Origin of the sequence: Paenibacillus sp. 22594 (assembly GCF_052044425.1) — a bacterium.
In the GTDB taxonomy this organism is placed as follows: Bacteria; Bacillota; Bacilli; order Paenibacillales; family Paenibacillaceae; genus Paenibacillus_AQ.
Window position 1 is genome coordinate 865,125 of sequence record NZ_JBQENA010000002.1, and the last position, 24,205, is coordinate 889,329.

Consider the following 24,205-nt stretch of genomic DNA (forward strand, 5'->3'; position numbering starts at 1 on the left):
TGTGTGTGTGTCGGAATTCACGGCTGAATGAAAAATTAATGCATATAATGGTAAGGTTTCAAAGCTGAATCAGAATAGAGGACGAAGAATGGCAGTAGATAAACATTGCAAAAATCTGCACAGGGTACCCAGCCCCGAGCAGTGCATGGACCATTATGGCTGCATTTATGAAAACAACCATCTGATTACTTTGCTGGTGGATCCGGTAGACGGATCGATTACTGATGCCAACAGGGCAGCCTGTGAATTCTACGGATACCCTATTCGCATCTTTCGGAAACTTCATATTACGGATCTGCAGGCTGACCCGTATGTCAGATTGGAAGATTTCATTGCGCAAGGAATGCCCGGTGCCGAACATGGGGCTAACAGGGTCTTTATGGACAGGCATCTGCTCGCGGGGGGGCAGGTGATCGATGTAGAGATCCATACCGGCATGATGTCCATGCTCGGGAGGTCAAGCATCTACACGGTTGTTCATGACATCAGCGAGCGGGTCCGCTCGGAACAGCGGCTTCGTGAGAGTGAAGAGAGATACAGGGATCTGGTTGAGCTCTGTCCCGAAGCCATCCTGGTCTACAGCGGAGGTACTATCCTGTTTGCCAACAAGCAAACCGAAAAAATGTTCGGCAAAAAGAAACAGGAGCTGATCGGACAGAGAATTGAGTCCTTTTTTAGCGAGCAATACATAAGGAGCGCCAAATATAACAAGCTTATGACCTGGGGCTCCATCGCCAAGGAGAGATTTCGCTTTGAACAGCGGTTCATCCGGCATGACAACCGTATTTTCGATGTTGAGATCTCAGGTGTACCGATCATTTATGAGGAAGAAAAGGCGTTGCAGCTGGTGCTGAGGGACATCACGGAGAGCAAAAAGGAAGTGGAGCGGGCAGTCAAGCTGCAGGATCACCGTCATGCTGTAGTTTTTCCGCTGGAGGACAAGGCAGAACTGGAGAAGCTGTATATTCCGGCCCGGACGCTGAGCGGCGATTTCTTCATTTTTCATAAGATTGATGAGGAAAGGGTAATTGGAATGATCGGTGATGTGACAGGCAAGGGAATCACCGCCGCGTTGAACATCTCTGCCCTAAGGGTGCTGTTTGCAGATTGTATGGAGGTTACCGATGAACCGCTCCAGGTGATGAAGGAACTGAACCAGAAAGCCATACTGCATCTGGGCGAGGATTATATTGCGGGCTGCTGCTTTCGTCTGGATTTTGGAACGGGCTTGCTGGAGGCAGCGGGTGCAGGAATCAATGAATTTATCTATGTGCCAAAGAACGGGGAGGGAAAGTGCATTACCGTCAAAGGCGCGCCGCTGGGCATGTTCGGAGACAGTGAATTTGAGGAGAAATTCATATCCTTTCAATCCGGAGACCGTTTTTGCTTCTACAGCGACGGGATGGAGCTTCTCTTTGACAGCCAGGAACTGAGCGGCAGCTATGAATATATGTCCGACCGGATTGCGGGAGCTTTATTACAGGATGACTGCACCTGGCTCAGCCTATCTATTAAGTGAATGAAGGAGCGGATTATGGAAGCTGTTCAGAAGGAAATTAGAATCCATGGTTTGGAGCAGCATCAGCGAATTATTGACGGAATTATAGAAGAGCTTCATCTGGAGGCTTATGCGTTTGACATTCGGCTGATTCTGATCGAAGCCATTACCAATGCTTATTACCACGGTAATCATAGCGATGCTACCAAGCCGATTATTATCAGGTATTTGCTGAGCGGCGAGCAGCTTGAACTACAGGTGGAAGACTCCGGGGAAGGAGCGGGTACTTTGGTATTCCCGGACATGATCAGCGGTGACGAGCTGCTTGATGAAGGTGGAAGAGGTCTGTACCTGATCCGCTGCTTCTCCGATCAAGTGGACATGATTCAGAACACGATGTACATCAGCAAATGCGTAAATCCCTCGTAGTCAGAAGAAGGAGAGAATCCCGTGAAGTTAAGTCTAAAAGTTAAAATGAGTATTCTGCTGTTTTTGATTATTAGTGTGCCTTTGTCCATTTCGGGAATCATTTCTTATAATCAAGCCTCTAACGCGCTGCAAAAAACGATCGAAGAGGAATTGCGCGATACCACTGCCTCAGCTGCCCAATCTGTCGATTCGGAGCTAACGGCCGTAAGTAATTATCTTGAGATTGCTGGTCAAAATGATACGCTGGCAAGCTTTGCGGGTAATCCGGCAGGCAAGACAGCGAAAAGCTTGGCGTATTCTTATATCTCCGGCTTACACAAGGATCATTCGAAGCTGCTGGAATCTATCATCATAGCCGGCAATGACGGACAAGTATTGCTGACCAACAGTTCTGTGAATCCGGATCTTAGTGTTCAGGACCGGGATTATTTCAAGCAAGCCCTCCAGGGAAAAGAAACAGTGAGTGAAGTTCTCGTCTCTGAGGAAAGCGGTCATAATATTGTGGCTATTGCCCGCCCGCTGGAGCAGAATGGACAAATTACAGGGGTGCTGATCGGAACTGTTGTGTTCGATAACCTTACCGCTCCAGTAGCCAAGGTCAAGGTTGGAGACAGCGGATATGGATATATGATCGACCGCACTGGCCTGATTATATATCATCCCAAGAAGGAGAAGATTCTGAAGGAGACGCTTGACGGTAACAGCAATAAGGAACTGAGTGCAATCTTTGAGGTTATGAAAAACGGCAAGGCTGCCGACGGCTTCTACACCTATGAAGGTGTTCATAAGTACGTATCCTTTCAGCCTGCCGGAAACTGGATAGTGGCCACTACCGCCAATGTTCAGGATTATATGGCTCCAGCGATTAATATCCGCAACATGACTATAATTATCACTCTAGCCTGTATAGTCATCGCACTGCTTGTGGCCTATCTTTTCACCACCCGCAGTATTGTCAATCCGATTATCAAGCTGGAGAAGGCGATGTCTCTTGCGGGAGAAGGGGACCTGACTGTTCACACCTCCATCCGCACTGGAGACGAATTGCAGGAGCTGAGTGAGGCATTCAATACGATGATTGACAAACAGGATTCCATCATCGAGAAAGTAAGGGCAGGTTCGATCTCCTTGACTTCCATGTCGGAAGAAATGGCGGCCTCTTCAGAGGAGATTAGCGCATCAATTCAGGAGATCAGCTCGAGTACTCAGGAAATTGCCGCCGGTGCAGAGAATAACAATCAGTCCGTAGTCAATGCCTCCCAGGTACTTGTACAGCTCTCCAGTCTGGTGCAGCTGGCCCAGAGCAAGGCGTCTGCTACTTCCGGTAATGCAGATCTAACCAATCAGGCTGCCCAGCGCGGAAGAAAACAGGTGATGAATACGGTGGAAGCCATGAACATTATCAGCAGCAGCACACAGGAAACCGAGGATCAGCTGCAGGAGGTGAGTGAGCTCTCTGGTAAGGTTTCGTCGATTATTGGTACGATCAACGCTATCGCCGGTCAGACCAACCTGCTGGCCCTGAATGCAGCCATTGAAGCCGCCAGAGCCGGTGAAGACGGCAGGGGTTTCAGTGTGGTAGCTGAAGAAGTGCGGAAGCTCGCCGATGAAACCCACAGGCAAGCCAGTGAAATTTCAGTCCTGGTGAATGATATGGTCACACGGATTACTCAGGCAGTGGCTTCCATGAGAGGAGCTTCGGAGGCGGTTGAAGGCGGTGTTCGGGAAGTGACGGAGACGGATCACGTCTTCGTGCATATTATCAATTCCGTAGAGCTCATTACGGACAGTGTCCGCGAGATTCTGGATATTACCCGGGACGAAGTAGCTACCTCAGATCAGATTATCAAACTGATTGATTCGATGGGGACCATTTCGGAAGTGGCGGCAATCAATAGTGAGAACGTATCAAGTGCTACAGAAGAACAGGCGGCAACGGTCACAAACTTTGCGGCTTCTGCCCAAGAAGTAAGTGCCATGGCGTATGAACTGGAAACGCTCGTAGAGAAATTTATAATCAGGGGTGAATAGCTTGAGCGAGATTACAATCAAAATGCCGGAGATGTTCTCCGTGGAAGAAGCCAGCGACTTCAGGGAAAAGGTTAAAGAGTATATTGATATGGGAACCTACAGCTTTGTTCTTGATTTCAGTACATGCGCCTTTATCGACAGCACCGGGCTTGGAGTGATCGTTAGCTCCTACAAGAAATGTGTGGAGAACGGCGGCACAATCAAGCTTAAGTCACTGAATGCCAATGTGCGGAAGATATTCGAACTTACCCGTCTGACTCATGTGTTTGAGATTCTCTAAGAAAAGCTATTCACACAAGCAGCGGCTGTGCTCTCCCACCGGGACTGCACAGCCGCTGCTTGTGTATAATGGGGTACATGAATGTCTGCTAATCGGTAATATTCCTGGTGTAATATTCAATAATGTCCTTCCGGCGGATAATGCCCAGGAAGATACCCTTGTCATCGACAACCGGGACAAAATTCTGATCCGCGGCCAGCGTCAGCATATCCTCCATCTGAGCTCGAATCTCGACACTTTCGTTGTGAACATGACGCTGAATATCGCTTACGGTCACTTCCCGCATGTTCTCAAAGCTTAAACCTGCCGTATCCTTCAGCTTCCACAGCAAGTCCCCTTCGGATAAGGTCCCCACATACTTACCTTCCTCATCAATGATGGGGATGGCAGAATAATAATGATTCTCCAGTTGTACCAGGGCCTCCAGCATGGTGATGGAGGAGGTAATATACGATACCTGGTCCTTAGGCAGCAAAAAGGCGGATATTTCCATTAGTGTAGGCTCCTTTACAGAGGGATTTGCCGATAACGGTATTCTTATTAAAACACAGATTGGGATGTAAGCGCATAAAAAAATGGTATTCCGATACTTTTATACATGAAAAAAGGATACAGCTCTCCAGAATCACTCAGAGATCTATATCCTTAACAGTATTTGGATGACCGGGGTGGGAGGTTAAGCGTTGTCGCCGCCTTGGCCGCCATCATGGCTTAGCTGCCAGATGATCCCGAATTTGTCCTTCAGACTGCCGTAACATTTGCTCCAGAAGGTCTCCTGCAGTTCCATGATAACAGTACCGCCTTCTTTGAGCTTGTCGAACCATACTTTGATTTTACCGGTATCGGTATTCATCAGGGTGAGATTTATGTTATTTCCTTCAGTATAAGGCATGCCGGGGAAGACATCCGAGAACATCACTGGACTTCCGTCAATGAACATCATGGCGTGCATGACCAGATGCTTGGCTTCCTCGGGAAGAGGGTGGGAAGGGTCCGGAGGTGCCTCACCAAAAGTCATGATCTGCGGGGGCTCTGTTCCAAACACTGTTGCATAAAACTCTACAGCTTCACGTGCGTTTCCGTTAAAATTGAAGTACACATTAATCGCCACAGGCTTCACTCCTCTAAAGTGGTTAATGTAAAAGCAAACGCTTTATTTTCACATTGTATCATGTACTTGTCCATTTAGAAATATACGGTGAACCGATGGATACAGTTATCCTTGGGGCTCCTGATATTATCCCGTCTATTCAGTCATTCTTGCCGCCTTTCTGTCTTCAGATGGACAACCTGCGGATGGTTTCAATATACTGGAGGAAAGTATTGGGGCTTATGTTGTGACCTGAGGCAAAGGAGGATGGAAATCGTGTATACAGACATCGCGGGCCGGAGGCTGGCTAATCAGCTTATTCACAGCTCTGCCTCTATGGAGCCGGAGGAGGTTGTCCGGAGATTAGGGGCTCTGCAGGCCCAGGATTATCTGCAGGCTGTGTGGGCGATTGGCCTCCGGACGCCTTCCGCCACGTTGGCCCAGGTTGAACGGGCAGTAGCAGAGCGAAAGATTGCGCTGACCTGGACGCTGCGGGGAACGATTCATTTCGTGCCGCCTGAGGATGTGAAATGGCTGCTGCAGCTATGTGCTCCGCGTCTCTTCAGGCAGGCTGTGCGGAGAATGGAGCAGCTGGAGCTGGATGAGAAGACCCTGGGACGGGCCAGAAAACTCATCTATAACGCACTCAAGAATGGCGGAAGTATACGGCGCCCGGATGTGCTTGCGCTGCTTGAGGCAGAAGGTATACGCACCGAAGGGCAGCGCGGTTATCATATTTTGTGGCATAGCGCTTATAGTGGGTTGATCTGCTTTGGTCCGCGCAGCGGCAAACAGCAAACCTTTGTGCTGCTCGACCAGTGGGTGGAGTATTCCCGGGAGCTGTCCTTCGAGGAATCGCTCTCCGAGCTGGCCTTGCGCTATTTTACAGCCCATGGACCGGCTACCGTACAAGATTTTGCCTGGTGGGCCGGATTAACGCTAACCGAAGCCAGAGCCGGGCTGGACGCGGTGAAGAGCAGACTTGTGACCGATGTATTCTCAGGCACCGAGTACTGGAGTCCAGCTTCATCCGGGGGACACATGCCAACATCCTCTGAGGTTCATTTGCTTCCCGGTTTCGATGAATACATTCTTGGCTATAGTAACCGCAGTGCTGTGCTTGAACCTGAGACCGCCCCGCTTATCGTACCGGGTAATAATGGTGTGTTTTTACCGACGATTGCTGCAGGCGGGCAGATCATCGGTACATGGAAACGAACCGTCAAGACCAAAGGGGTTGACCTGAAATTCAGTCCCTTTACCAAGCTGGAACAGGACCAAAAAGAGAGGCTATTGTTGGCCGCTGAGCGGTATGCTGCTTTTCTTGGACTTCCTGTCCTTACAATAATGAGATAGAGGTGTAGTGATGAGTGAATTCAGCGAAAGCTATCATCTGCGTTCGTCAGACCGGGAAGATGTTGTGAAGCTGCTCCGGGCATCCGGAAATACAGGGTATGTTTTTCCCGAAGCCAACGGCTGGATCACCTTCGTCATTGAGGGCTCTGATTTTGATCTGAACCAGCCGCTGCTTGAACATAATCCTGCGACGCTGGTGCATTACATATACGCCGAGGATCATGGCTTCGAGGTCGGTGTACTTTGGAAGAATGAAGTTGTTTTTGAATTTGAGTGTGATTGGAACGATGACATTGAGATCAGTAAGTACACCGGAAATCTTGATGTTATTAAAGAACTGGTCCTGCTGCAAGGCAACTCCATTGCTGGTATTGAAGAATTATTCAAAGCGGAGAGCATGTTCTCCGATATTACACCTGCCTATGAGCTCGCTGAGCGGATCGGACTGGTTCATTACGCTTGGCTGTCAGCAGATTATGCAGAGACCAACGATACAGAAGCGGACATTCTGCCTGTCAAGTAGAACCAGAAGCAGGACAACCCTACGAAGAGGAAGTGTGGACCTTGGAAGAGTATACTTTATTATTAGAGCAGCTTTTGCAGCAGGAAAGGGATTTGCAGTTCAGCACATTTACCAATCAGACAGCCATCCGGCTGGGCAATGCCATTGTGGAGAGAGCAGTGGCGATGGAGAAGCTAATCGTGGTGGATATCCGCAAGAATGGGCAAGTTCTATTCCATGCCAAAATGAATGACACGGGCCCGAACAACGACCGCTGGATTACCCGCAAAATAAACACTGCCAACCATTTCGGCCACTGCACTTACTATATGCATGTACTATATAAATCATGGAACACTACGATTCAGGACAATGCCTTCGTTGATCCGATGGAGTATGCCGCCGAGGGTGGATGTTTCCCTGTATATATCAGGAACGCGGGTCAGGTCGGAACGATTTCGGTCTCGGGATTATCCGGTGAAGAGGATCATGAGATGATAGTCAGTGTGCTTGAGCCCTTCCTTAAAGCGGAGCAGGATTAATCTATTATAAAATAAATTACAGTATTTCCATACCAAACGGGCGTTCCACAGCCATATCCCTGGCCGCGTGAGCGCCTTTTGTATGTGAACTTCCGGGTTGGTACGAAAATGGTGGAAATGGCAATAAACAAAGCAGGAATAATCTGGACTGATATCGAATAGTTTCGTTCATCAACAAAATTCGACTTTTCAATTATAAGAGGGGTTATCGCCATGTTTAAAAAAAATAAAACGTTCTTCCTGATCCTGACTTTTGCTCTGATTTTTCTGCTTCCCTTGATTGGGAGCCTGGTCAAGTGGAAGGGGCTGCCGCCGGGGTATGGCGATTTTCCCGCTCAAAAAGTAGAGGCGGACCCTGGATTCAGCCTGCTGTACTTTTCCCTGGCCTGCATTGTCGCGCTGCTGATTACACTGATTCTGGTTTTTCCCCGGTGGTTTGGCTTCAAAAAGGTCCAGGAAACACCAGTACCGAAAGACGGGACCACTCCTTTTCCTGTCTGGTTCTGGTGGAGCCTGCCCGTGCTTGCCGTCAGCTGGTTTCTGATGTGGGCCCGGGTCAAGCTATTCATTTCGCTGGAATATTACACTTTTGTACCATTATGGTGGTCGTTTATATTAATTCTGGACGGATTGGTGTATAAAAGAAATAAAGGCGCTTCGATCATTTCGCGCAAACCGCATGTGATGCAACTGTTGGCTGTAGTGTCCTGCTTCAGCTGGTTTGCATTTGAATATCTTAATTTCTTTGTGCTTGAGAACTGGTATTATCCGAATAATGAGGTGTTCTCGAACTTTGGCAATGTGTTCTGGTTCTCGCTGTCGTATACGACCGTGCTTCCGGCAATCTTTGAATGGTACCTGCTGCTTAAGACTTTTAGCGCGTTCAGGAACCGCTATCGTAATGGTCCAAAATTTAACGTCTCCCGGATTTTTCTGATCATCTACTATGTGATAGGGCTGATATTGGCTTTTGGGATGGGTTATTATCCATATCTGCTGTTCTGGGTGTTGTGGGTGGCGCTTGTCCCGATGCTCTCCGCGGCAATGGCACTTGTGGGATTCTGGACGCCTTTTACTCCGGTTAAGAACGGAGACTGGTCCAGTGTGATTCTCATTGGGCTTGCTACACTATTTAATGGATTCTTCTGGGAGTTCTGGAATTTCGGCAGTGAGTGGTTCCATGATTCTCTGCCAACTAATCCCAACTACTGGAAGTACTCCGTGCCTTATTTAGACAAATTTCATATATTCTCAGAGATGCCCGTCCTGGGGTATTTCGGTTATATCTTTTTTGGGCTGAACTGCTGGATTATCTGGCTGATTGCTGCCTATATCTTTAAGTTTGATGCGGACATTGAAGTGACGGGAGAACAGAGCTAAAGGTGGAGTGGGTATGGTTGTGTTTGACCGATATGAGGTACTGGAGACGATTTCCGATCAATATATAAAATCCGTATACAGAAGTATCGATTCTGTAACGGGTGAATCGGTCATTCTGAAAGTACTTAAGCCAGAATATGCCGGAACGGAAGCTGTGATGAGGCTCAAGCAGGAGTACAAGCTGCTCAAGGAGCTGAGCGAGAACACAAGCGGTGTCATCAAGCCATACAGACTGGAGGAGCAGAATAATTCCTACATTATGGTGCTGGAGGATATTCACGGACGTTCGCTCAAAAGAATCATGGCGGAGGATCAGCCGGAGCCAGAGGTACTGATACAGCTGGCGGTTCGGATCGTAGATATTCTGGGGGCGATTCATGAGCGGAATGTCATTCACAAGGATATCAAGCCTTCCAATATCATTTGGAACAGGGATCAGGATATTGTACAAATTATTGATTTCGATCTTGCCGTGAAGCTGTCCAGGGAGAAGCGGGATTTTCAGAACAACGGTGTACTGGAAGGCAGCCTGCTGTATATTTCACCCGAGCAGACCGGCAGAATGAACCGCAATGTTGACTACCGGAGTGATTATTATTCCTTGGGCATAGTCCTCTATGAGATGATGACGGGCAAGAAGCCTTATGATGCTGGAGAGATGCTGGAGCAGATCTATTCCATTATCGCCAAGGAAGCAGTTCCTCCTTATAAGGCAACTGGGGGAAGGGTCTCAAGCAGTCTGTCAGCAGTAATTATGAAGCTATTGGAAAAGTCCTCGGAGGATCGGTACCGCAGCGCATACGGAATCAAAGCGGACTTGAAGAAATGTTTGGCTGGCCAGGAGAACTTTGTGGTCGGTGCAGAAGACCGGCTGAATATCTTTCGGATTCCGCAGCGGTTATATGGACGCGAGCAGGAGCTTGGTCGCCTCGTGGAGTCGTTCCGCAGAAGTGTCAAGGGCAATACACAACTGATGCTGGTTACCGGTGAAGCCGGGGTGGGTAAAACCGCACTGGTGCATGAGCTGCACAAGTACATAAGTCAGGAGAAGGGGATTTTTGCAGAAGGAAAGTTCGATCAGTATAACCAGAATATTCCTTACAGTGCCATTATTCAGGCGTTTCGGCGTTTGATCAGCCAGTTGATGGAAAGTCCCGATGAGAATCACAAGGCTTTTATGAAGGAGACATTGGACAAAGCTCTGGACGGAAATGGCAATCTTATTGCCGGTCTGATTCCTGAACTGGACAGCTGGATTGGCATTCAGCCGGAGATGGATACGCTGAATCCGGCAGAAGAAACCAACCGGTTCTATCTTACCTTTGCCAGGTTCATCGAAGGGATTACGCATAACGAGAAACCATTGGTGCTGTTTCTGGATGATGTGCAGTGGGCGGATTATTCCAGTCTGCAGCTGATCGAGAAGCTGCTGCTGGGTCATCAGCTGCAAAAGGTTCTTATTGTCTGTTCTTACCGGCAGAATGAAATTTATGCGGGGCATCCGCTGTTCGGTACGATCTCCGCCATTGAGAAAAGTCATGAGGTTGGAAGCATAATCCTAAACTCCTTATCTGAAGCACAGGTTGGCAGTCTGGTAGCCGATACATTGTTCACTACACCTCCCAGGGTTCAGGAGCTTACGGAAGTGATTTATAAGCGGACTAAAGGAAATGTCTTTTTTGTAAATGAAATTCTTAAGGACTTGTACAGGAATGGATATTTGTACTTTGATGAGTCGGAAGGATTATGGGCCTGGCAGACTCAGCGGATTGTCAGCTTGCCGGTGAACGAGAGCGTGGTTGATTTCCTGATGCTGAAGCAGCAGGAGCTTCCGCAGAATGTGCGGAGAATACTGATGCTTGGCGCCGCGGTGGGGAATGTATTCGATTTTGGAATATTGGCCCTGATTGCAGATGAACCGCTTGAGGTTGTTGCTCATGCCATAACCACAGCAGTGGAAGAGGAGTTCATCTTACCCGAGGATTACCGATACGTCCGGATGTCCAGCTTCCTGTCAGCACCGGAAGAAGAGGCATTGCAGAATCTGAATATCAGATTCAAATTTGCGCATGACCGGATTCAGCAGGCGTTTTACCAAATGCTTGACGGCGGGGAACGGGCTGCTCTGCATCTGGCCATCGGCCGTTTGCTGCTTGAGCGCTTGAGTCACGGGGAGATCGAAGGGATTATCGTTGATATTGCCGCGCATCTGAATAAAGGACTGGACAGGCTGTCCGGCAAGGCGGAAACCGAAAAAGTGATCAGGGTTAATCTAAGAGCCGCGCGCAAGGCCAAGGCAGCCTTCGGCTATGACTCGGCATTCCGGTTGCTGGAAGCGAATATCGGGCTAATGGGAGAGACATCCTGGGAAGAGGACGAGTCGCGTACGGCAGAGATTTACCAGCTATATGCGGAATGCGGATATCTTACTCATCAGGTTGAAGCCGCCGATTCGGCATGTGGGGTCCTGATCAAGCATACCAGAGACAGATTGGCCCTCGCCCAAATCTATGAAATGCAGGCCAATCATTACATGTATCTGGGAATGATGCAAGAGTCTATAACCTCGGGAAGGCTGGGGTTATCTACACTGGGCGTTCATATTCCTGCCCGGGTAGGCATGGCATCTGTTCTTAAGGAGCTAGTGAAGATCAAAACCGCGCTGCGGGGAAAAACGGTGGATCGTATTTTTGAAGCCGAAGAGATGAAAGACCCGGAAATGAAGCTGGTGATGCGGCTATTGATCAACTTTATTCCTCCAGCCTTTATTTCCGGAGAAACCTCGTTGTTCGGGCTGGTTGTTCTGAAGAAGGTGGGGCTTACCCTGAAGCACGGAAATGCTCCAGAGTCAGCACTCGCGTTCATCGGTTATGCGATGCTGCTGTCTGGGTTTGGAGATTCCAAGGGAGCTTTTGATTATGGCCGTCTGGGCATTCGAATCAATGACAAGTTCAACGATCTACAATGGAAAGGAGCGGCACATGTACTATATACACTGTTCTGTCATACCTGGACCGAACCTTGGGATACGCTGCATGAGTGGTACACAACCTCCATTGATGCCAGTCTGCGCACAGGAGATTTGCTCTATCTGGCCCATTCCTGCTTCTATGTGAACCTTTGGAATCCCGGGATGGATATTCCCACGAATCTGCTGGAGAGCAGCAGAATGATCGCCATGATCGAGAACACGAAATACAAAGAATCCTTAGCCACCGCACAGTTGTCCCGGCAATACCTGCTGAATCTATCGGGAGAGCTCCAGGACCGCTTATCCTTTGACAGTGCAGACTTCAGTGAAGCGGCCTATCTGGAGGAGCTGGAGGCAGCCAAATATTACTCCGGGATCGCAATCTACTATATTTATAAAATAAAACTGTTGTTCACCTATGAGAACTACAGTGAGTCTCTGACTTATATCGACAAAGCTTACCCGATCATCGGCACGCTTGCCGGATCAGCTTTTATGGAAGAGTTCGCTCTCTATACATTCTTGAATTTAGCCTATGCCTATAAAGATTTGGGCGCTAAGCGGAAGAGGCAAGCCAAATCCAGAATGCGCAAGGAGTACCGCCGCGTACTCAAATGGGCCGAACATGCGCCCGAAACCTTCCGGCAGCATGAGATGCTAATGAAGGCTGAATGGGCTAGAATGGCAGGACGTGACGATGAAGCGGGACAGTATTATGATATGGCGATCGAGGCTAGCGAGCAGGGAGGTTTTGTACGGTACAAGGCACTCAGCAATGAGCTGGCTGCCCGCTTTTATTATCATAAGGATTTCAAGGAATTCGCCGGTTACCTGCTGAGACAGTCGGAGTATTATTATTCCGTTTGGGGTGCGAAAGGCAAAATTGCCTTTCTGGGCGAAAGATACTCGGATATGATCACACGAATTCATGCTAAAGAGCTCATGTACAGTCATACGATATCGGATTACTCGGAAACCCTGGATCTGAACTCCATGATCCTGGCTTCACAGGCCATTTCCAAGGAAATCGAGCTGAACAATCTGCTGGAAGCGCTGATGCAAATCGTCATAAAGAATGCAGGAGCGCAAAGAGGCTGCATCGTGATGACCTCCAAAACTAACCTGCTCGTCGAAGGGGAATACCGTCCGGTTGATGACCGGATTACGGTAGCGGTGCATGACCGGACAAGGTATGACCATTTGCCGTATTCCATCCTGAAGCAGGTGGAGGAAAGCAGCGAGAGTGTGATCTACAATGATGCATTCTCCGAAACACCGTTCGTAAATGATCCCTATATTGTCAAACACCGCCCTAAATCGATGGTCTGTATGCCGTTGATCAACCAGAACAAGACCATTGCTGTCATTTATCTTGAAAACAACCTGATGACGGGTGTATTTACTGAGCAACGGATGAAGATTATAAATTTGCTGTCACGGGAAATGGTCTTCTCGCTGGAAAATGCCACTCTGTATTCCGAGCTTGAGCGCTCAGAGGAAAAGTACCGGGAACTGGTTTACAATTTGCAGGACGGAGTCTTTATTACCCAAGACAAAATATGCAAATACGTCAATGGGGCTTTGGCACAGATGCTCGGTTATGTGGCGGAAGAAATGGTGGGACAGCCTTTTGAGAAATTCGTGAGTCTTCCTGAACGGGATAAGGTGTTGCATTATTATGCCAGAAGGGTTGAAGGGAAACAGGTTCCATTTGAATACGAAACCAAATTGATTCACAAAGACCAGAACCGTGAGGTCATAGTGATCCACAAGGTCACACGGATCAATTATATGAACCAGCCGGCCATTCAGGGTACCGTCAAGGACATCACTGAACGGAAGAAGGCGGAGCAGGAGCTTCTAAGGCATAAAGAGCATCTGGAGGAGCTGGTAGCTGAGCGGACCAAGGAGCTGGAGCTGAATAATGAAGAGTTGAATAAGTACATTCAGCTGATTGAAAAGATATCCATCACCGATGAGCTTACAGGTCTCTATAACCGCAGATATTTTAATAAGCTCCTAGTGATTGAAGTGGAAAAAGCTGCAGCGGCTAAGCAATATCTGACTTATATGATGCTCGATATTGACTATTTCAAGAAATATAATGACACCTATGGGCATTTTGAGGGTGATACCGTATTGCGCAGAGTCGGGAGACTGCTGCAAGAGCTGTCCGAACGTGCGAGTGGATTCGCGTTTCGGCTGGGGGGGGAAGAGTTCGGTATCATAGTCAGCGGTTTCACCCCGCAGCAGTCAAGGGAATATGCCGAGAACATCAGAAGAAGCATTGCTGATCTGGGAATCGAGCATGCGCTGAGTACGGATTATGGAATCATAACCGTTTCTATTGGAGTGGCTACGATTCATGTGGACTATATTCGTGAAGGGGATCTCTATAAGCTTAGCGATGATGCGCTTTATCAGTCCAAAGCCAATGGCAGAAACTGCGTAACTCTGTTTGAGGAGCCAGAAGGAGCCGCCAATCTATAAAAGTTGCTGAAACGGTTTCCGTTCTTTTAAGGATGTCGTAGCCGTTTCTACTTGTTTCCATGGGTAAATTCCCGCATATTGCAGATACTCTCCATAAAAAGCGGGGAGGCAGCAGTATGGATCAGGATAAAAAAGGATTATCGGTGTGGGGATTGACAATGCTTGCACTGGGGACGGTGGTCGGCGGCTCTTTTTTCCTGGGATCGTCGGTGGCAATCCGTGCAGCTGGACCGTCTGTACTGCTGTCCTATGTAATTGGAGGGATTCTTGTCTATTTTATTTTGTCCGCTTTGTCGGAGATGACGGTAGCCAATCCGGTTGCGGGGTCCTTCCGAACCTATACAGAACAGGCTTTTGGCCGAGGGGCAGGATTCACGGTAGGCTGGGTCTACTGAACAGGCCTGGTGCTTGCGATGTCAAGTGAAGCCACGGCAGTGTCCATTCTGCTGCGGGGCTGGTTTCCCGCCTTGCCGCTTGCACTCCTCGGATCAGGGATTATCGTAGGGGTGACTCTGCTCAACCTGCTGGGTGCAAAACGGCTGAGCAAGCTGGAGAGCGGACTCGCCGCATTTAAGCTGCTCGCCATTGTAGCGTTTGTACTGATTGCTGTGGCTTTAATTGTGGGATTGGGTACAAGAGGTGCAGGTCCGGTAGGTCTTGGCGTTGCCCGCGGGCAGAGCTTGATGCCTGGAGGGATTGCCGGAATCGCGGGAAGCATGCTGATGGTGATGTTCACCTACGCAGGCTTTGAGGTGCTCGGTCTGGCGGCATCGGAGACGGGCAATCCGGGAATCACTATTCCACGGGCGATCCGGTATACCATCGTGCTCCTGGTCGGATTGTATTTGGCAGCAATAACCGCACTGTTCCTGCTACTGCCCCCGGCGCGGGTATCTGAGCAGATAAGCCCATTCGTATCTGCGCTAAGCCTATACGGATTGGGGTGGACCGGAACCGTAATGAATATTGTGCTGGTATCTGCCATATTGTCTACGATGCTGGCATCGGTATTCGGTCTGGGCCGGATGCTCCGTTCTCTGGCGGAGGAGGGGCATACTCCCGTATGGATGCGGGACCGTACGGACATTCCCTTCAGAGGTATCCTGATCTCTGGGGCTGCGATGCTGGCAGGACTCTGGATGGGAATGCTGCTTCCGCAAGGGGTCTATCTTTTTCTGGTCAGCTCCGGCGGCTTTTCGCTGCTGTTCTCCTACGTAATCATCATGGCCAGCCATTACCGGCTGCGCAAGCGCCATGGCAGTCCACTGACCGGGCAGCATGGGCTGCGCGGATATCCTTACACCTCATGGATTGCGATCGTAAGTCTGGTGGCGATACTGGCCAGTATGCCTTTGATCCCGGGACAGGGCGGAGGACTCGCGGCGGGTGTGATGTTTGTTGTGTTATTTTCAGGGATTTATACGTTTGGAGTCATGCGGAAGGCCAGGGAACCGGCCGGATTTCGGAGACAGCCTTTTCAGGTGCCTGCAATAAGGGCTCAGATGGAAGCGGCTGAGGAGCTGGAAGGGAAGCACAGGCAGGAATAGAAATCATACAAACGGGTACCCAACAGGAGAACCACCTGCGGATACTCGTTTTTTGTTTGAATATTGGATTGAAAGCGTTTGCTGAGTGATTCTAAGCGGATGTGTTACTTCAGCGAGTCTGAAAGATCCTCCTGATGAATAGATATAGGTGATGCGGGTTTTAGTTGAATGACTATTTCTGTCACTAAAGGGGGAATTAGTATGCATCCGTCTGCAATCTATACTGCAACAATCGATTCCCATACCTTTGCAACATTTCGAGCACTTGTTGAGGCAATCATTCCTGATTCACCAGTGTCTGCCACATATTCGCTAGAGCTGACTGCAGGAGCAGTTGAGTTGTGCATACACGAGTATATGATCTGGGAGCTGGACCACAGCCTTTCCCTTGTATTGGGATTTGGTTTGACGGATATTCCATTATCCTGTTCCACCGCAGGATTGCTTAATGCTGGTGCCGTCCAATTAGCCACTTCGGGACAGCTGCAGTATCCTCCTAATCACCTTCTCTGGGAAAGTGGGCCATTCAGCGCAATATCCCCGGCTGACCGGATTCGTGTTCTCGCCATGCTGGAGCAAGGGAATATTGACCCGGGGGTTTTGCCTCCTCCATACCGGAACGATTTGGGGTTTACCCGGTATATGATTGACTTTCTTAACCGGCAAACGATGTTTGGCAACTATTCGGAGTGGTCGGCATACGGGACGACCCGGCTAAGAACACCGACCGAACGAAGGCTGGAATATTTCCCGGTCTCATGGAAGCAGGCGGAATATCCTGGAGTTGTGCCGGGCTATCGGGCGCTCCTTGGCTACATGCTGACCATCGAACGCAAGGGAGGGGAATCCACCATTGAATAGTGCAGAGACAATGTTCGATGCGGACGTCATCGTGATCGGATCAGGCGGTGGAGGTGCCGTTGCAGCTAAGGAACTCGGGGAGGCCGGGCTCAAGGTGCTGGTGCTGGAAGCCGGACCCTGGTACGGAAACAAGCAGTGGGAGAATCCGAACAGTGAACGTGGCGGAGAGTGGAGCTCCGAGTATAAGGATTTGGATGTAGGGATATACAAGAAGATCTTCAATGCATATGAAAACAATATGAATGATTTGGTGTCCGGCGTATTCCGTTTTGGGCCTGCCGACCGCCGCCGCACACCGTGGCACCGGGTCATGCGCCAGAAAGGTGACATCTGGCAGCTATCTGGAGTAGGGGGAACGACCCAGCTGTATTGGTCGCAGTCACCGCGCGCTTTCCCCCTTGCGGTCGACAATATTTGGCCGATCAGCTATCGGGAGCTGATTCCATATTACGAAAAGGTCGAAGCCACTTTGCCGGTCCAGTTCGCGCCTACAACGCCCAAAGAAGAGCTATTTTACTACGGCGCCAAAAAAGCAGGCTGGCCGCTGATTCCGACGTTGAATGTTACGACCCCGGGTTACCGTCCCAATCCGAATGCCATTCTTCCCACCAACGAGCATCTGATGGACCAGAGTTACTCGCTTGAGCAACTGTCCAACATGGAAGGATGTACCTTGAAGGGGAATTGTGTCAATGGTTGCTCATCCGGGCCTTCTGTGGATAAAATCGCCAAAAGGAGCACCCTTGTCAGCTACGTTCCACTCGCACTCAAAACCGGAAACGTTGCAATCCGGCCGAACTCTTTCGTGATCAAGCTCTTGACGGCGCAAGATCCGAAAGAAGGACTTCGCGCAACTGGTGTGCAGTTTCGGGATACGTGGACGGGAGAAATCGGCGAGTTAACGGCTAGAACGGTTGTTATGGCCGCTGGCTGCATCGAATCTCCGCGTCTCTGGCTGAATTCGGGGCTACCCTATAACGAATGGGTGGGAAGAGGACTAACCAATCATTGCTTTGACTGGGTTGCAGGCGTTTTCGATGAAAAGGATCTGATGCGTATTATGGGACAGCCGGCGGTCTATCCGTATGTCGGCCATACTTCGGGGGCCAGGGTCGATATTCCGGGAACAGGGATTTTTCAAGTCTCTTGCCTAAGCCCTGGTCTAATGGCCTTCTTGACCTATGGGTTCAGTGAAGCGGGATATGATGCTCTTAATCCGCCGGAGCCGGGAGCGCCGTGGGATATTCACGGCCGTGTCGTTGGTCCTCAGCTCAAAGAGCTGATGATGAACTATTCCCGGACGATGAGCATGCTGATTCTTACGGATGACGAGACACTCTATCGTAACAGGGTACAGGTCGATCCACTCCTGAAAGACGAGAACGGTCCGATTCCGATCATACATTATACTCCTAGCCCGAAGACACTGAAGAGGAGGGATCAACTGGCGAGATACGCTTCAGAAACGCTGAAGCAAGCCGGTGCCAGAAAGATAATCCGTTCAGATACCCCCTTTGGCTCCATGATCCATCTCGAAAGCACGATGCGGATGGGATATGTCACAGATACGAACTGTGAGGCTTATCAAGTGGGGCGCTTGTTCATAGCCGACAACAGTGTGCACTTCAATGGCATCGGCGGCCCTAACCCTACTCTCACGACACAAGCGCTGGCTACCCGGACGGCAGAGAAGATTGTCACTAAGTATTTCAGCTAACCACCCATTGCGGTGGCATAATACAGGACGGCTCCTGATAAAGCGATAATAAGTAAAAAGGCGGCTGCTTTTCCGAGCACCTTCATTTTTCTTCCCCCTTCCATATGTGATTCATTTGTTATGCATGAAGTATGCACGGCGGCAGGGAAAATATACCTCAATGGAGCTCCCACCAAGGGACTATCTCAAAAGCTTTGGAAAAAGCTTAAGGGGTAGCCCCTTTTTCGAATATAAGAATTTATATGTTTTACAAGCCGTTTCAACTTGCCTCTCACTCATGGTATTTTATTCCGAATAATCCAATAATGGATGGGGGATGTTATATCTTGAAAGGGGTGGCATATGAAAACGAAAAAAAAAGTATCTGGTCCTTTCGAAAACAGGCTGAAAGAATTAGAAAAAACAATTGAATTGAAGATTTCCAGCAAGCTGGATGACAATGAAACGGCCCTCACTCAATTGTTTGCCAATTGCTCCGATCTTGTCGTGCGCAAACTTCATATGTTTGGCTCCATTCCCGGTATGGTAGTTTATCTGGATGTCTTAGTCGACAAACAAACTTGGGACGATGGCTTCTTGGAGCCTTTGATGCAGCCGGAGGCCGTATCCAGTGATAGTCCTCGCCAGCTCTATGAAATACTGAAATTCAAACTGGCTTCCATCGTACAACCGAGTATCGCCCCGACCATGAATGAAGTTGTGCAAAGCATCGTTAGGGGAGAAGTCGTTCTATTCGCCCAATCCTCCACGGAGGCGTTCTCCTTTGGGCTGAAAGACAAACTGCAGCGTCAGCTTGAGGAACCGGCAACGGAGGCAGTTATTCGCGGTCCGCGATACGGTTTTATCGAGAAGCTCGATATCAACATTGCCCTTATTCGCCATCGGCTCCGGACGCCCCTGCTAAAGACAGAAAAGCTCTGTGTAGGAAGACTTTCTCAGACTGACGTGATGATTGTATATATTGATAATCTGGCAGAGCAAAGCGTAGTTGAAGACGTGAAAAAACGGATATCCAGCATCGATATGGACAGCGTACTGGAATCCGGATATATCGAGGAATTGATTAGCGATCATCCTTACTCACCGTTTCCCCTGATGCAGGCAACTCAACGGCCCGATTTGGTTTCAGGTTCACTGATCGAAGGTAAAATAGCGGTCCTCATTGACGGCTCGCCGATGGTACTTGTTCTACCGATCACATTCTGGTTCGGGTTTCAGACAGCCGAGGACTATTATACGAATTTCATATACGTTACGATGCTGCGATGGCTCAGATATTTATTCGCTTTTTTAGCGATGGCGCTCCCCTCCTTATTTATTGCCGTAACGACCTTCCATCAGGAAATGATCCCGACAAGCTTGGCCCTCAGCCTTGCAGCGGCGCGGGAAGTTGTCCCCTTTCCGGCAATAGCGGAAGGATTGATCATGGAAATTACCTTTGAAGCGCTACGCGAAGCAGGAATCCGCCTTCCCCGTCCAGTAGGCCAGACGATCAGCATTGTGGGCGCACTTGTCATTGGACAGGCTGCCGTTCAGGCAGGTATTATTTCCGCTCCCCAGATCATCGTTGTATCCGTTACAGGTATTGCTTCCTTTCTCATCCCGAACCCGGGTATGAGCCAGGCGATCAGTATTATACGGTTTCCGCTTATGCTTCTCGCTGCTAGCTTCGGCCTGTATGGAGTTGGGATTGGCTTGATTTGCATCTTGATCCATCTGGTAACCCTGAAATCCTTCGGTGTTCCCTATATGACACCAATTGCACCGTTTAACCCCACAGGACTAACGGATACTTTGATCCGTGCCCCATGGAGGGTAATGCGGAGGCGTCAACAGCAAACACAGCGAAGAATGGAGTGAAAGGAGCAAATGACCAGAATACTCCGGACATTCAGGTTCCTGGTTATTTTCGTTATTTTCGGATTGACGACCGGCTGCTGGGACCGCAATGAAATGGACGATCTCGCTTTGGTCATGGCAAGCGGAATTGATCTTACAGATGACGGACAGCTCGAAATAACCCTTCAGATCGCCCTTCCAACGGGAATCCCCAGTGCCGTACAGTCCGGGGGGAGCGGCAAGAAATCAGTTATTGTCATCTCGGCCAACGGAAAAAACTCATCGGAAGTGACCGGGAAACTACAGCAGCAATTGTCTCGTACCATTTATTTCGGGCATAGAGGTGTCATCATTTTAGGAGAACAATTCGCCCGGAATGGTATCAATAAGGTGGTAGATACATTTACCAGATTCCCTGAGAGCCGCTCCAATAGCTATGTACTAACCACTTATGGAGGGACAGCTAAAGAAATTTTGAACACCCCCTATCAGCTTGAACTCATTCCGGGTATCGGCATCAATAAAATTCAATCCAGCAAATTAAGCTTTCCTGTCAAAATGGACGAATTCTTGAATGCCCTGTCCTCTCAAGACCGATCACCGGTTACCGCTGCCATTAGGGTCATTCATAAAGGCACTGATAAGGAAACGTTCACGATTGACCGGGCTGCAGTTTACCACAGAAATCAATTATCCGGGTATCTGTCATCCGATGAAGTAAAACTGTTACGTTGGTGGACAGGAGAGACACACCATTTGAGATTCACTGTGCAAATGGAACCTGAGAACGAACAATACGGAGGGACCGTAGGTGTTGAACTGCTGCATAGCAGCATGAAAATGCACTCGGAAATCAAGAATGACCTCCCCAAAGTAAAGGTCTCGTTACATGCCTCCGCCCGGGCAGTCGATAACGATTCGAAGCTGGATCTGAGCAAAGAAAAGTATATGAAACGTGTCGAAACCTTGTTGTCGAATCAAATTCAAAGCGAGGCAGAGAGCATGATAACGCATGTGCAAAAAGTGCTCCAGTCGGATATCCTCGGCATCGGAGAGAATATCCACATCGAGCATCCGTATGTCTGGAAAAAAACGGTAGATAAATGGCTTGATATTTTTCCTGAGGTTCCCGTGACTGTCGATGCCCACATCAAGATCGAACGAACGGGCAAAACGCACTCCCCTGCACATAAACAAAAAAGAGACTAATCTCAACTGGAAAAGGGGTTGCTTGCGATGAAGATGAAATTGACGGGTCTACAGGTTTTCTGGATCATCCTTATCATGGATCTCGGGATGACATTGGTCATGACGGTCACCCCAAGCCTACAGGCAAAACAGGACGCGTGGATTTCCGTTGTCGTTGCCGGAGGTATCGCTTCGCTGATCGCACTCTTGGCGACGCAAGCCGCGAAGCTTTACCCTGGACAGACTTTTTTCGAATACAGTCATATGATTCTTGGGAAATGGATCGGCAAAGCTGTAATCGTAATATACTTGGTTCAATGGTATACAATCACCCCAATTATTCTCCGTCAATTCTCCGATTTGGTCCAAGTCATGCTGCTTCACGGAACACCGAAAGAAGCAGTCATGCTTCTGATGATCTTCGTGATTGTCTATGCAACCTATGCCGGCGGAATTGAAGGCATTGCCCGCTGTGGCGAGGTTCTGGGGCCGATCATCTTGCTCATGATCAGCCTTGTCCTGATCGCTAGCGCCAACAATATTCAATGGAGGAACATCCTCCCGGTCTATGCGGATAGCGGAATGACGGGAATACTGGGTGGAGCGCTGGCACCAGCCTCCTACCTCGGTCATTCTGTTGAATACCTTATGTTTGCCGCATTTTTGACCCAGCCGCGTAAGGGGGCGTTGTACGCGTTCGGGGCCGTCTTGACCTCGGTATTCTTTGTACTGATAACAACGCTGATGGTGATCTTCACTTTAGGGGTCAATCTTTCCTCTAACACATGGTACCCTTTTTTCGAAATGACCAAAAAAATATCACTGTTCGGCTTTATCGATAATTTCGATGCGATTCCGGTTGTCGTATGGCTTGCCAGCGTATTTGTCAAATTTGCTGTGATGCTCTTTCTTATGAGCTATGGTACCGCCCAATTTTTGCATGTCCGCAACTGGAGGAACCTGATTTGGTTCATTGCCCCGGTTATGTTTGTATTTGCGTTAATTCCCCAAGATGTAACGGAGGCGACTTCAAATTATTTGCAGCGTTACTGGGTGCCGTTTGCCATGCCGGTGAATATGCTCGGCCTGCCCTTGCTCTTGCTTGTAGTAGGTAAATGGAGACAAAGGAAACGGCCGGCTGCTGCGGATCATGCTTAAGACCGGATGTTCAGAGGGGATTTGGCAGGACCGCCGTACAAATTATATGTATAGCCTAAAGACAGTTCATCGGCAGGGTATAGGAAGTAGAATCAATACTCGGTGCAAAGGTTATAGATAAAAAACAGCCCGTGAGCATTCACGGGCTGTTGGACTAATTGCTTTGTAATTATAGCTTAGTATTCGTTGAACATTGCAGCGATTTCCTCGTAACCCGTTGTTTGGGTCAACGCCAGCGACAACAGAATCCGTGCCTTCTGCGGCACCAGACTGTTGCAGGGAATCGAATTGGCGGACAGGTCGATATAGGAATCCTTTAGCGTAATGCCGCTGGATATCCGCGAGCATCTGACGACGGGAATATTGTTGTTTTTGAGCTCACCGACCTTATCGATCCAGGGCTTGCTGTAGATGCCTCCGCCGGCTCCGGCAATAACAATGCCTTTGGAGATGGTAGCCAGGTAATCCAGAATGCCCGGATTGGCATCTACATGGAAGTAGGCCACGGATACTTCCGGCAGCTCTGACAATGCAGATACGTCGAACTGGGCGGCGGTAGTATGTTTTTTTAGCGATCTCGTATAGAAAAAAGCCTGGCTGTCCCGCATATAGCCGAGACACCCGAAATCCCGCTCATCGAAGGCATTGGCCTTAAAGGTGTTGACCTTCTGCACATCCCGGCCGCTGTAAATCCCTTCAGCAAAAACCACCATGACTCCCTGACCGGAAGCCTCCGGGTTGGCCGCCAAAGCCACTGACTGATACAGATTCAGCGGGCCATCCGCACTGATTGCCGTAGCCGGACGCATAGAGCCGGTAATAACGACCGGTTTGTCGGTTTTGATTACGAGATTGAGGAAATATGAGGTTTCATCCAGGGTATCCGTACCATGTGTAATGACAAAACCATGAACATCTTCACGAAGGGCGAGTGTGTTGATTAGAGTGGCCAAGGTCAGCCAGTGTTCGCTGGTGATATCGGCGCTGCACAGATTGCTGACCTGCACACCCGCACAATTCGCTACCCGTTCCAGGTGGGGAACACTATCCAGCAAATCCTGTATCGGCAGAGCGCCGGGCTCATAATTTAAGGTTTTATGCGCTTCTCCGCTGCCGGCAATCGTACCGCCGGTGGCGAGAATGACCACATTTTTCAGAATGGGATTATAAAAAGGTGAAGCTGTAAAATTCACTTCCGGAGCTGGAATGATCATCGTTTAGTTCCTTTCAGATTATTCATAAATCCATTAAATTAAGGATGAATGTATTATAACATACGATTTATGAGGTTAAGGGTGTTTTTAGTCAGAACATAGTATACTGAGG

At 49.1% G+C, this 24,205-nt stretch carries 17 protein-coding genes and 1 pseudogene; 15 read left to right on the forward strand and 3 right to left on the reverse strand.

Going from position 1 to position 24,205, the window contains the following annotated elements; genetic code table 11:
* Positions 1 to 88 precede the first annotated feature (88 nt).
* The 4 genes from ACTJKB_RS10675 to ACTJKB_RS10690 are packed head-to-tail and all read left to right on the forward strand — an operon-like array spanning position 89 to position 4,238.
* The gene (locus tag ACTJKB_RS10675; protein WP_440833799.1) at positions 89 to 1,519 is read left to right on the forward strand and encodes a PP2C family protein-serine/threonine phosphatase; all 1,431 of its coding nucleotides are present in this window, start codon (positions 89 to 91) and stop codon (positions 1,517 to 1,519) included.
* Positions 1,520 to 1,534: 15 nt separating this feature from the next.
* Entirely contained in the window at positions 1,535 to 1,927 is a 393-nt protein-coding gene (locus ACTJKB_RS10680; RefSeq protein ID WP_440833801.1) for an ATP-binding protein, read from the forward strand.
* A gap of 21 nt (positions 1,928 to 1,948) precedes the next feature.
* Positions 1,949 to 3,958, forward strand: a complete 2,010-nt coding sequence (locus ACTJKB_RS10685; RefSeq protein WP_440833803.1) for a methyl-accepting chemotaxis protein — start codon at positions 1,949 to 1,951, stop codon at positions 3,956 to 3,958.
* On the forward strand, positions 3,951 to 4,238 hold the full coding sequence (locus tag ACTJKB_RS10690; protein WP_440833805.1) for an STAS domain-containing protein: 288 nt from the start codon (positions 3,951 to 3,953) through the stop codon (positions 4,236 to 4,238). Before ACTJKB_RS10685 ends, ACTJKB_RS10690 begins: the two co-directional genes overlap by 8 nt.
* Positions 4,239 to 4,326: 88 nt before the next feature.
* On the opposite strand, the gene ACTJKB_RS10695 is transcribed toward ACTJKB_RS10690, so the two are convergent.
* On the reverse strand, positions 4,327 to 4,731 hold the full coding sequence (locus ACTJKB_RS10695; RefSeq protein WP_440833807.1) for a CBS domain-containing protein: 405 nt from the start codon (positions 4,729 to 4,731) through the stop codon (positions 4,327 to 4,329).
* Positions 4,732 to 4,914: 183 nt separating this feature from the next.
* Positions 4,915 to 5,349 carry a VOC family protein gene (locus ACTJKB_RS10700; protein ID WP_440833809.1) on the reverse strand — a complete coding sequence of 145 codons (435 nt, stop codon included), beginning with the start codon at positions 5,347 to 5,349 and terminating at the stop codon, positions 4,915 to 4,917.
* 246 nt (positions 5,350 to 5,595) lie between these two features.
* On the opposite strand from ACTJKB_RS10700, the gene ACTJKB_RS10705 reads away from it, so the two are divergent.
* The 11 genes and pseudogenes from ACTJKB_RS10705 (at position 5,596) to ACTJKB_RS10755 (ending at position 22,879) form a co-directional block, all read left to right on the forward strand.
* Positions 5,596 to 6,684 carry a winged helix DNA-binding domain-containing protein gene (locus ACTJKB_RS10705; protein ID WP_440833811.1) on the forward strand — a complete coding sequence of 363 codons (1,089 nt, stop codon included), beginning with the start codon at positions 5,596 to 5,598 and terminating at the stop codon, positions 6,682 to 6,684.
* Positions 6,685 to 6,694: 10 nt separating this feature from the next.
* Positions 6,695 to 7,207: a hypothetical protein gene (locus ACTJKB_RS10710; protein ID WP_440833813.1), complete on the forward strand. Its 513-nt coding sequence runs from the start codon at positions 6,695 to 6,697 to the stop codon at positions 7,205 to 7,207.
* 41 nt (positions 7,208 to 7,248) lie between these two features.
* Positions 7,249 to 7,728 carry a heme-degrading domain-containing protein gene (locus tag ACTJKB_RS10715; protein WP_440833814.1) on the forward strand — a complete coding sequence of 160 codons (480 nt, stop codon included), beginning with the start codon at positions 7,249 to 7,251 and terminating at the stop codon, positions 7,726 to 7,728.
* A 213-nt stretch (positions 7,729 to 7,941) separates the two neighbouring features.
* Positions 7,942 to 9,108 (forward strand): small-conductance mechanosensitive channel, encoded by a 1,167-nt coding sequence (locus tag ACTJKB_RS10720; protein ID WP_440833816.1) that lies wholly within the window; start codon positions 7,942 to 7,944, stop codon positions 9,106 to 9,108.
* A gap of 13 nt (positions 9,109 to 9,121) precedes the next feature.
* Positions 9,122 to 14,569 (forward strand): diguanylate cyclase, encoded by a 5,448-nt coding sequence (locus ACTJKB_RS10725; protein ID WP_440833818.1) that lies wholly within the window; start codon positions 9,122 to 9,124, stop codon positions 14,567 to 14,569.
* A 158-nt stretch (positions 14,570 to 14,727) separates the two neighbouring features.
* Positions 14,728 to 16,116, forward strand: a pseudogene (locus ACTJKB_RS10730) (amino acid permease).
* A gap of 201 nt (positions 16,117 to 16,317) precedes the next feature.
* Entirely contained in the window at positions 16,318 to 16,977 is a 660-nt protein-coding gene (locus tag ACTJKB_RS10735; RefSeq protein WP_440833819.1) for a hypothetical protein, read from the forward strand.
* 10 nt (positions 16,978 to 16,987) lie between these two features.
* Complete coding sequence (locus ACTJKB_RS10740) at positions 16,988 to 18,694, forward strand: GMC family oxidoreductase N-terminal domain-containing protein (protein WP_440833902.1); 1,707 nt, start codon at positions 16,988 to 16,990, stop codon at positions 18,692 to 18,694.
* A gap of 342 nt (positions 18,695 to 19,036) precedes the next feature.
* On the forward strand, positions 19,037 to 20,554 hold the full coding sequence (locus ACTJKB_RS10745) for a spore germination protein (RefSeq protein ID WP_440833821.1): 1,518 nt from the start codon (positions 19,037 to 19,039) through the stop codon (positions 20,552 to 20,554).
* Between the two features lie 9 nt (positions 20,555 to 20,563).
* Positions 20,564 to 21,742 (forward strand): Ger(x)C family spore germination protein, encoded by a 1,179-nt coding sequence (locus tag ACTJKB_RS10750; protein ID WP_440833823.1) that lies wholly within the window; start codon positions 20,564 to 20,566, stop codon positions 21,740 to 21,742.
* Positions 21,743 to 21,769: 27 nt separating this feature from the next.
* Positions 21,770 to 22,879, forward strand: coding sequence for a GerAB/ArcD/ProY family transporter (locus ACTJKB_RS10755; RefSeq protein ID WP_440833825.1), 1,110 nt, complete (start codon positions 21,770 to 21,772; stop codon positions 22,877 to 22,879).
* 176 nt (positions 22,880 to 23,055) lie between these two features.
* Here the strand turns inward: ACTJKB_RS10755 and ACTJKB_RS10760 are convergent, their stop codons facing one another.
* A complete protein-coding gene (locus ACTJKB_RS10760) occupies positions 23,056 to 24,093 on the reverse strand; it encodes an asparaginase (protein WP_074114078.1) in 1,038 nt (345 codons plus the stop codon).
* Positions 24,094 to 24,205: the final 112 nt, after the last annotated feature.

Coding starts and splice junctions, on each gene's coding strand:
- ACTJKB_RS10760 (WP_074114078.1), bottom strand. CDS start 24,093: ATGATCATTCCAGCTCCGGAAGTGAATTTTACAGCTTCACCTTTTTAT.
- ACTJKB_RS10750 (WP_440833823.1), top strand. CDS start 20,564: ATGACCAGAATACTCCGGACATTCAGGTTCCTGGTTATTTTCGTTATT.
- ACTJKB_RS10740 (WP_440833902.1), top strand. CDS start 16,988: ATGTTCGATGCGGACGTCATCGTGATCGGATCAGGCGGTGGAGGTGCC.
- ACTJKB_RS10755 (WP_440833825.1), top strand. CDS start 21,770: ATGAAGATGAAATTGACGGGTCTACAGGTTTTCTGGATCATCCTTATC.
- ACTJKB_RS10695 (WP_440833807.1), bottom strand. CDS start 4,731: ATGGAAATATCCGCCTTTTTGCTGCCTAAGGACCAGGTATCGTATATT.
- ACTJKB_RS10710 (WP_440833813.1), top strand. CDS start 6,695: ATGAGTGAATTCAGCGAAAGCTATCATCTGCGTTCGTCAGACCGGGAA.
- ACTJKB_RS10680 (WP_440833801.1), top strand. CDS start 1,535: ATGGAAGCTGTTCAGAAGGAAATTAGAATCCATGGTTTGGAGCAGCAT.
- ACTJKB_RS10705 (WP_440833811.1), top strand. CDS start 5,596: ATGGAAATCGTGTATACAGACATCGCGGGCCGGAGGCTGGCTAATCAG.
- ACTJKB_RS10675 (WP_440833799.1), top strand. CDS start 89: ATGGCAGTAGATAAACATTGCAAAAATCTGCACAGGGTACCCAGCCCC.
- ACTJKB_RS10735 (WP_440833819.1), top strand. CDS start 16,318: ATGCATCCGTCTGCAATCTATACTGCAACAATCGATTCCCATACCTTT.
- ACTJKB_RS10720 (WP_440833816.1), top strand. CDS start 7,942: ATGTTTAAAAAAAATAAAACGTTCTTCCTGATCCTGACTTTTGCTCTG.
- ACTJKB_RS10745 (WP_440833821.1), top strand. CDS start 19,037: ATGAAAACGAAAAAAAAAGTATCTGGTCCTTTCGAAAACAGGCTGAAA.
- ACTJKB_RS10725 (WP_440833818.1), top strand. CDS start 9,122: ATGGTTGTGTTTGACCGATATGAGGTACTGGAGACGATTTCCGATCAA.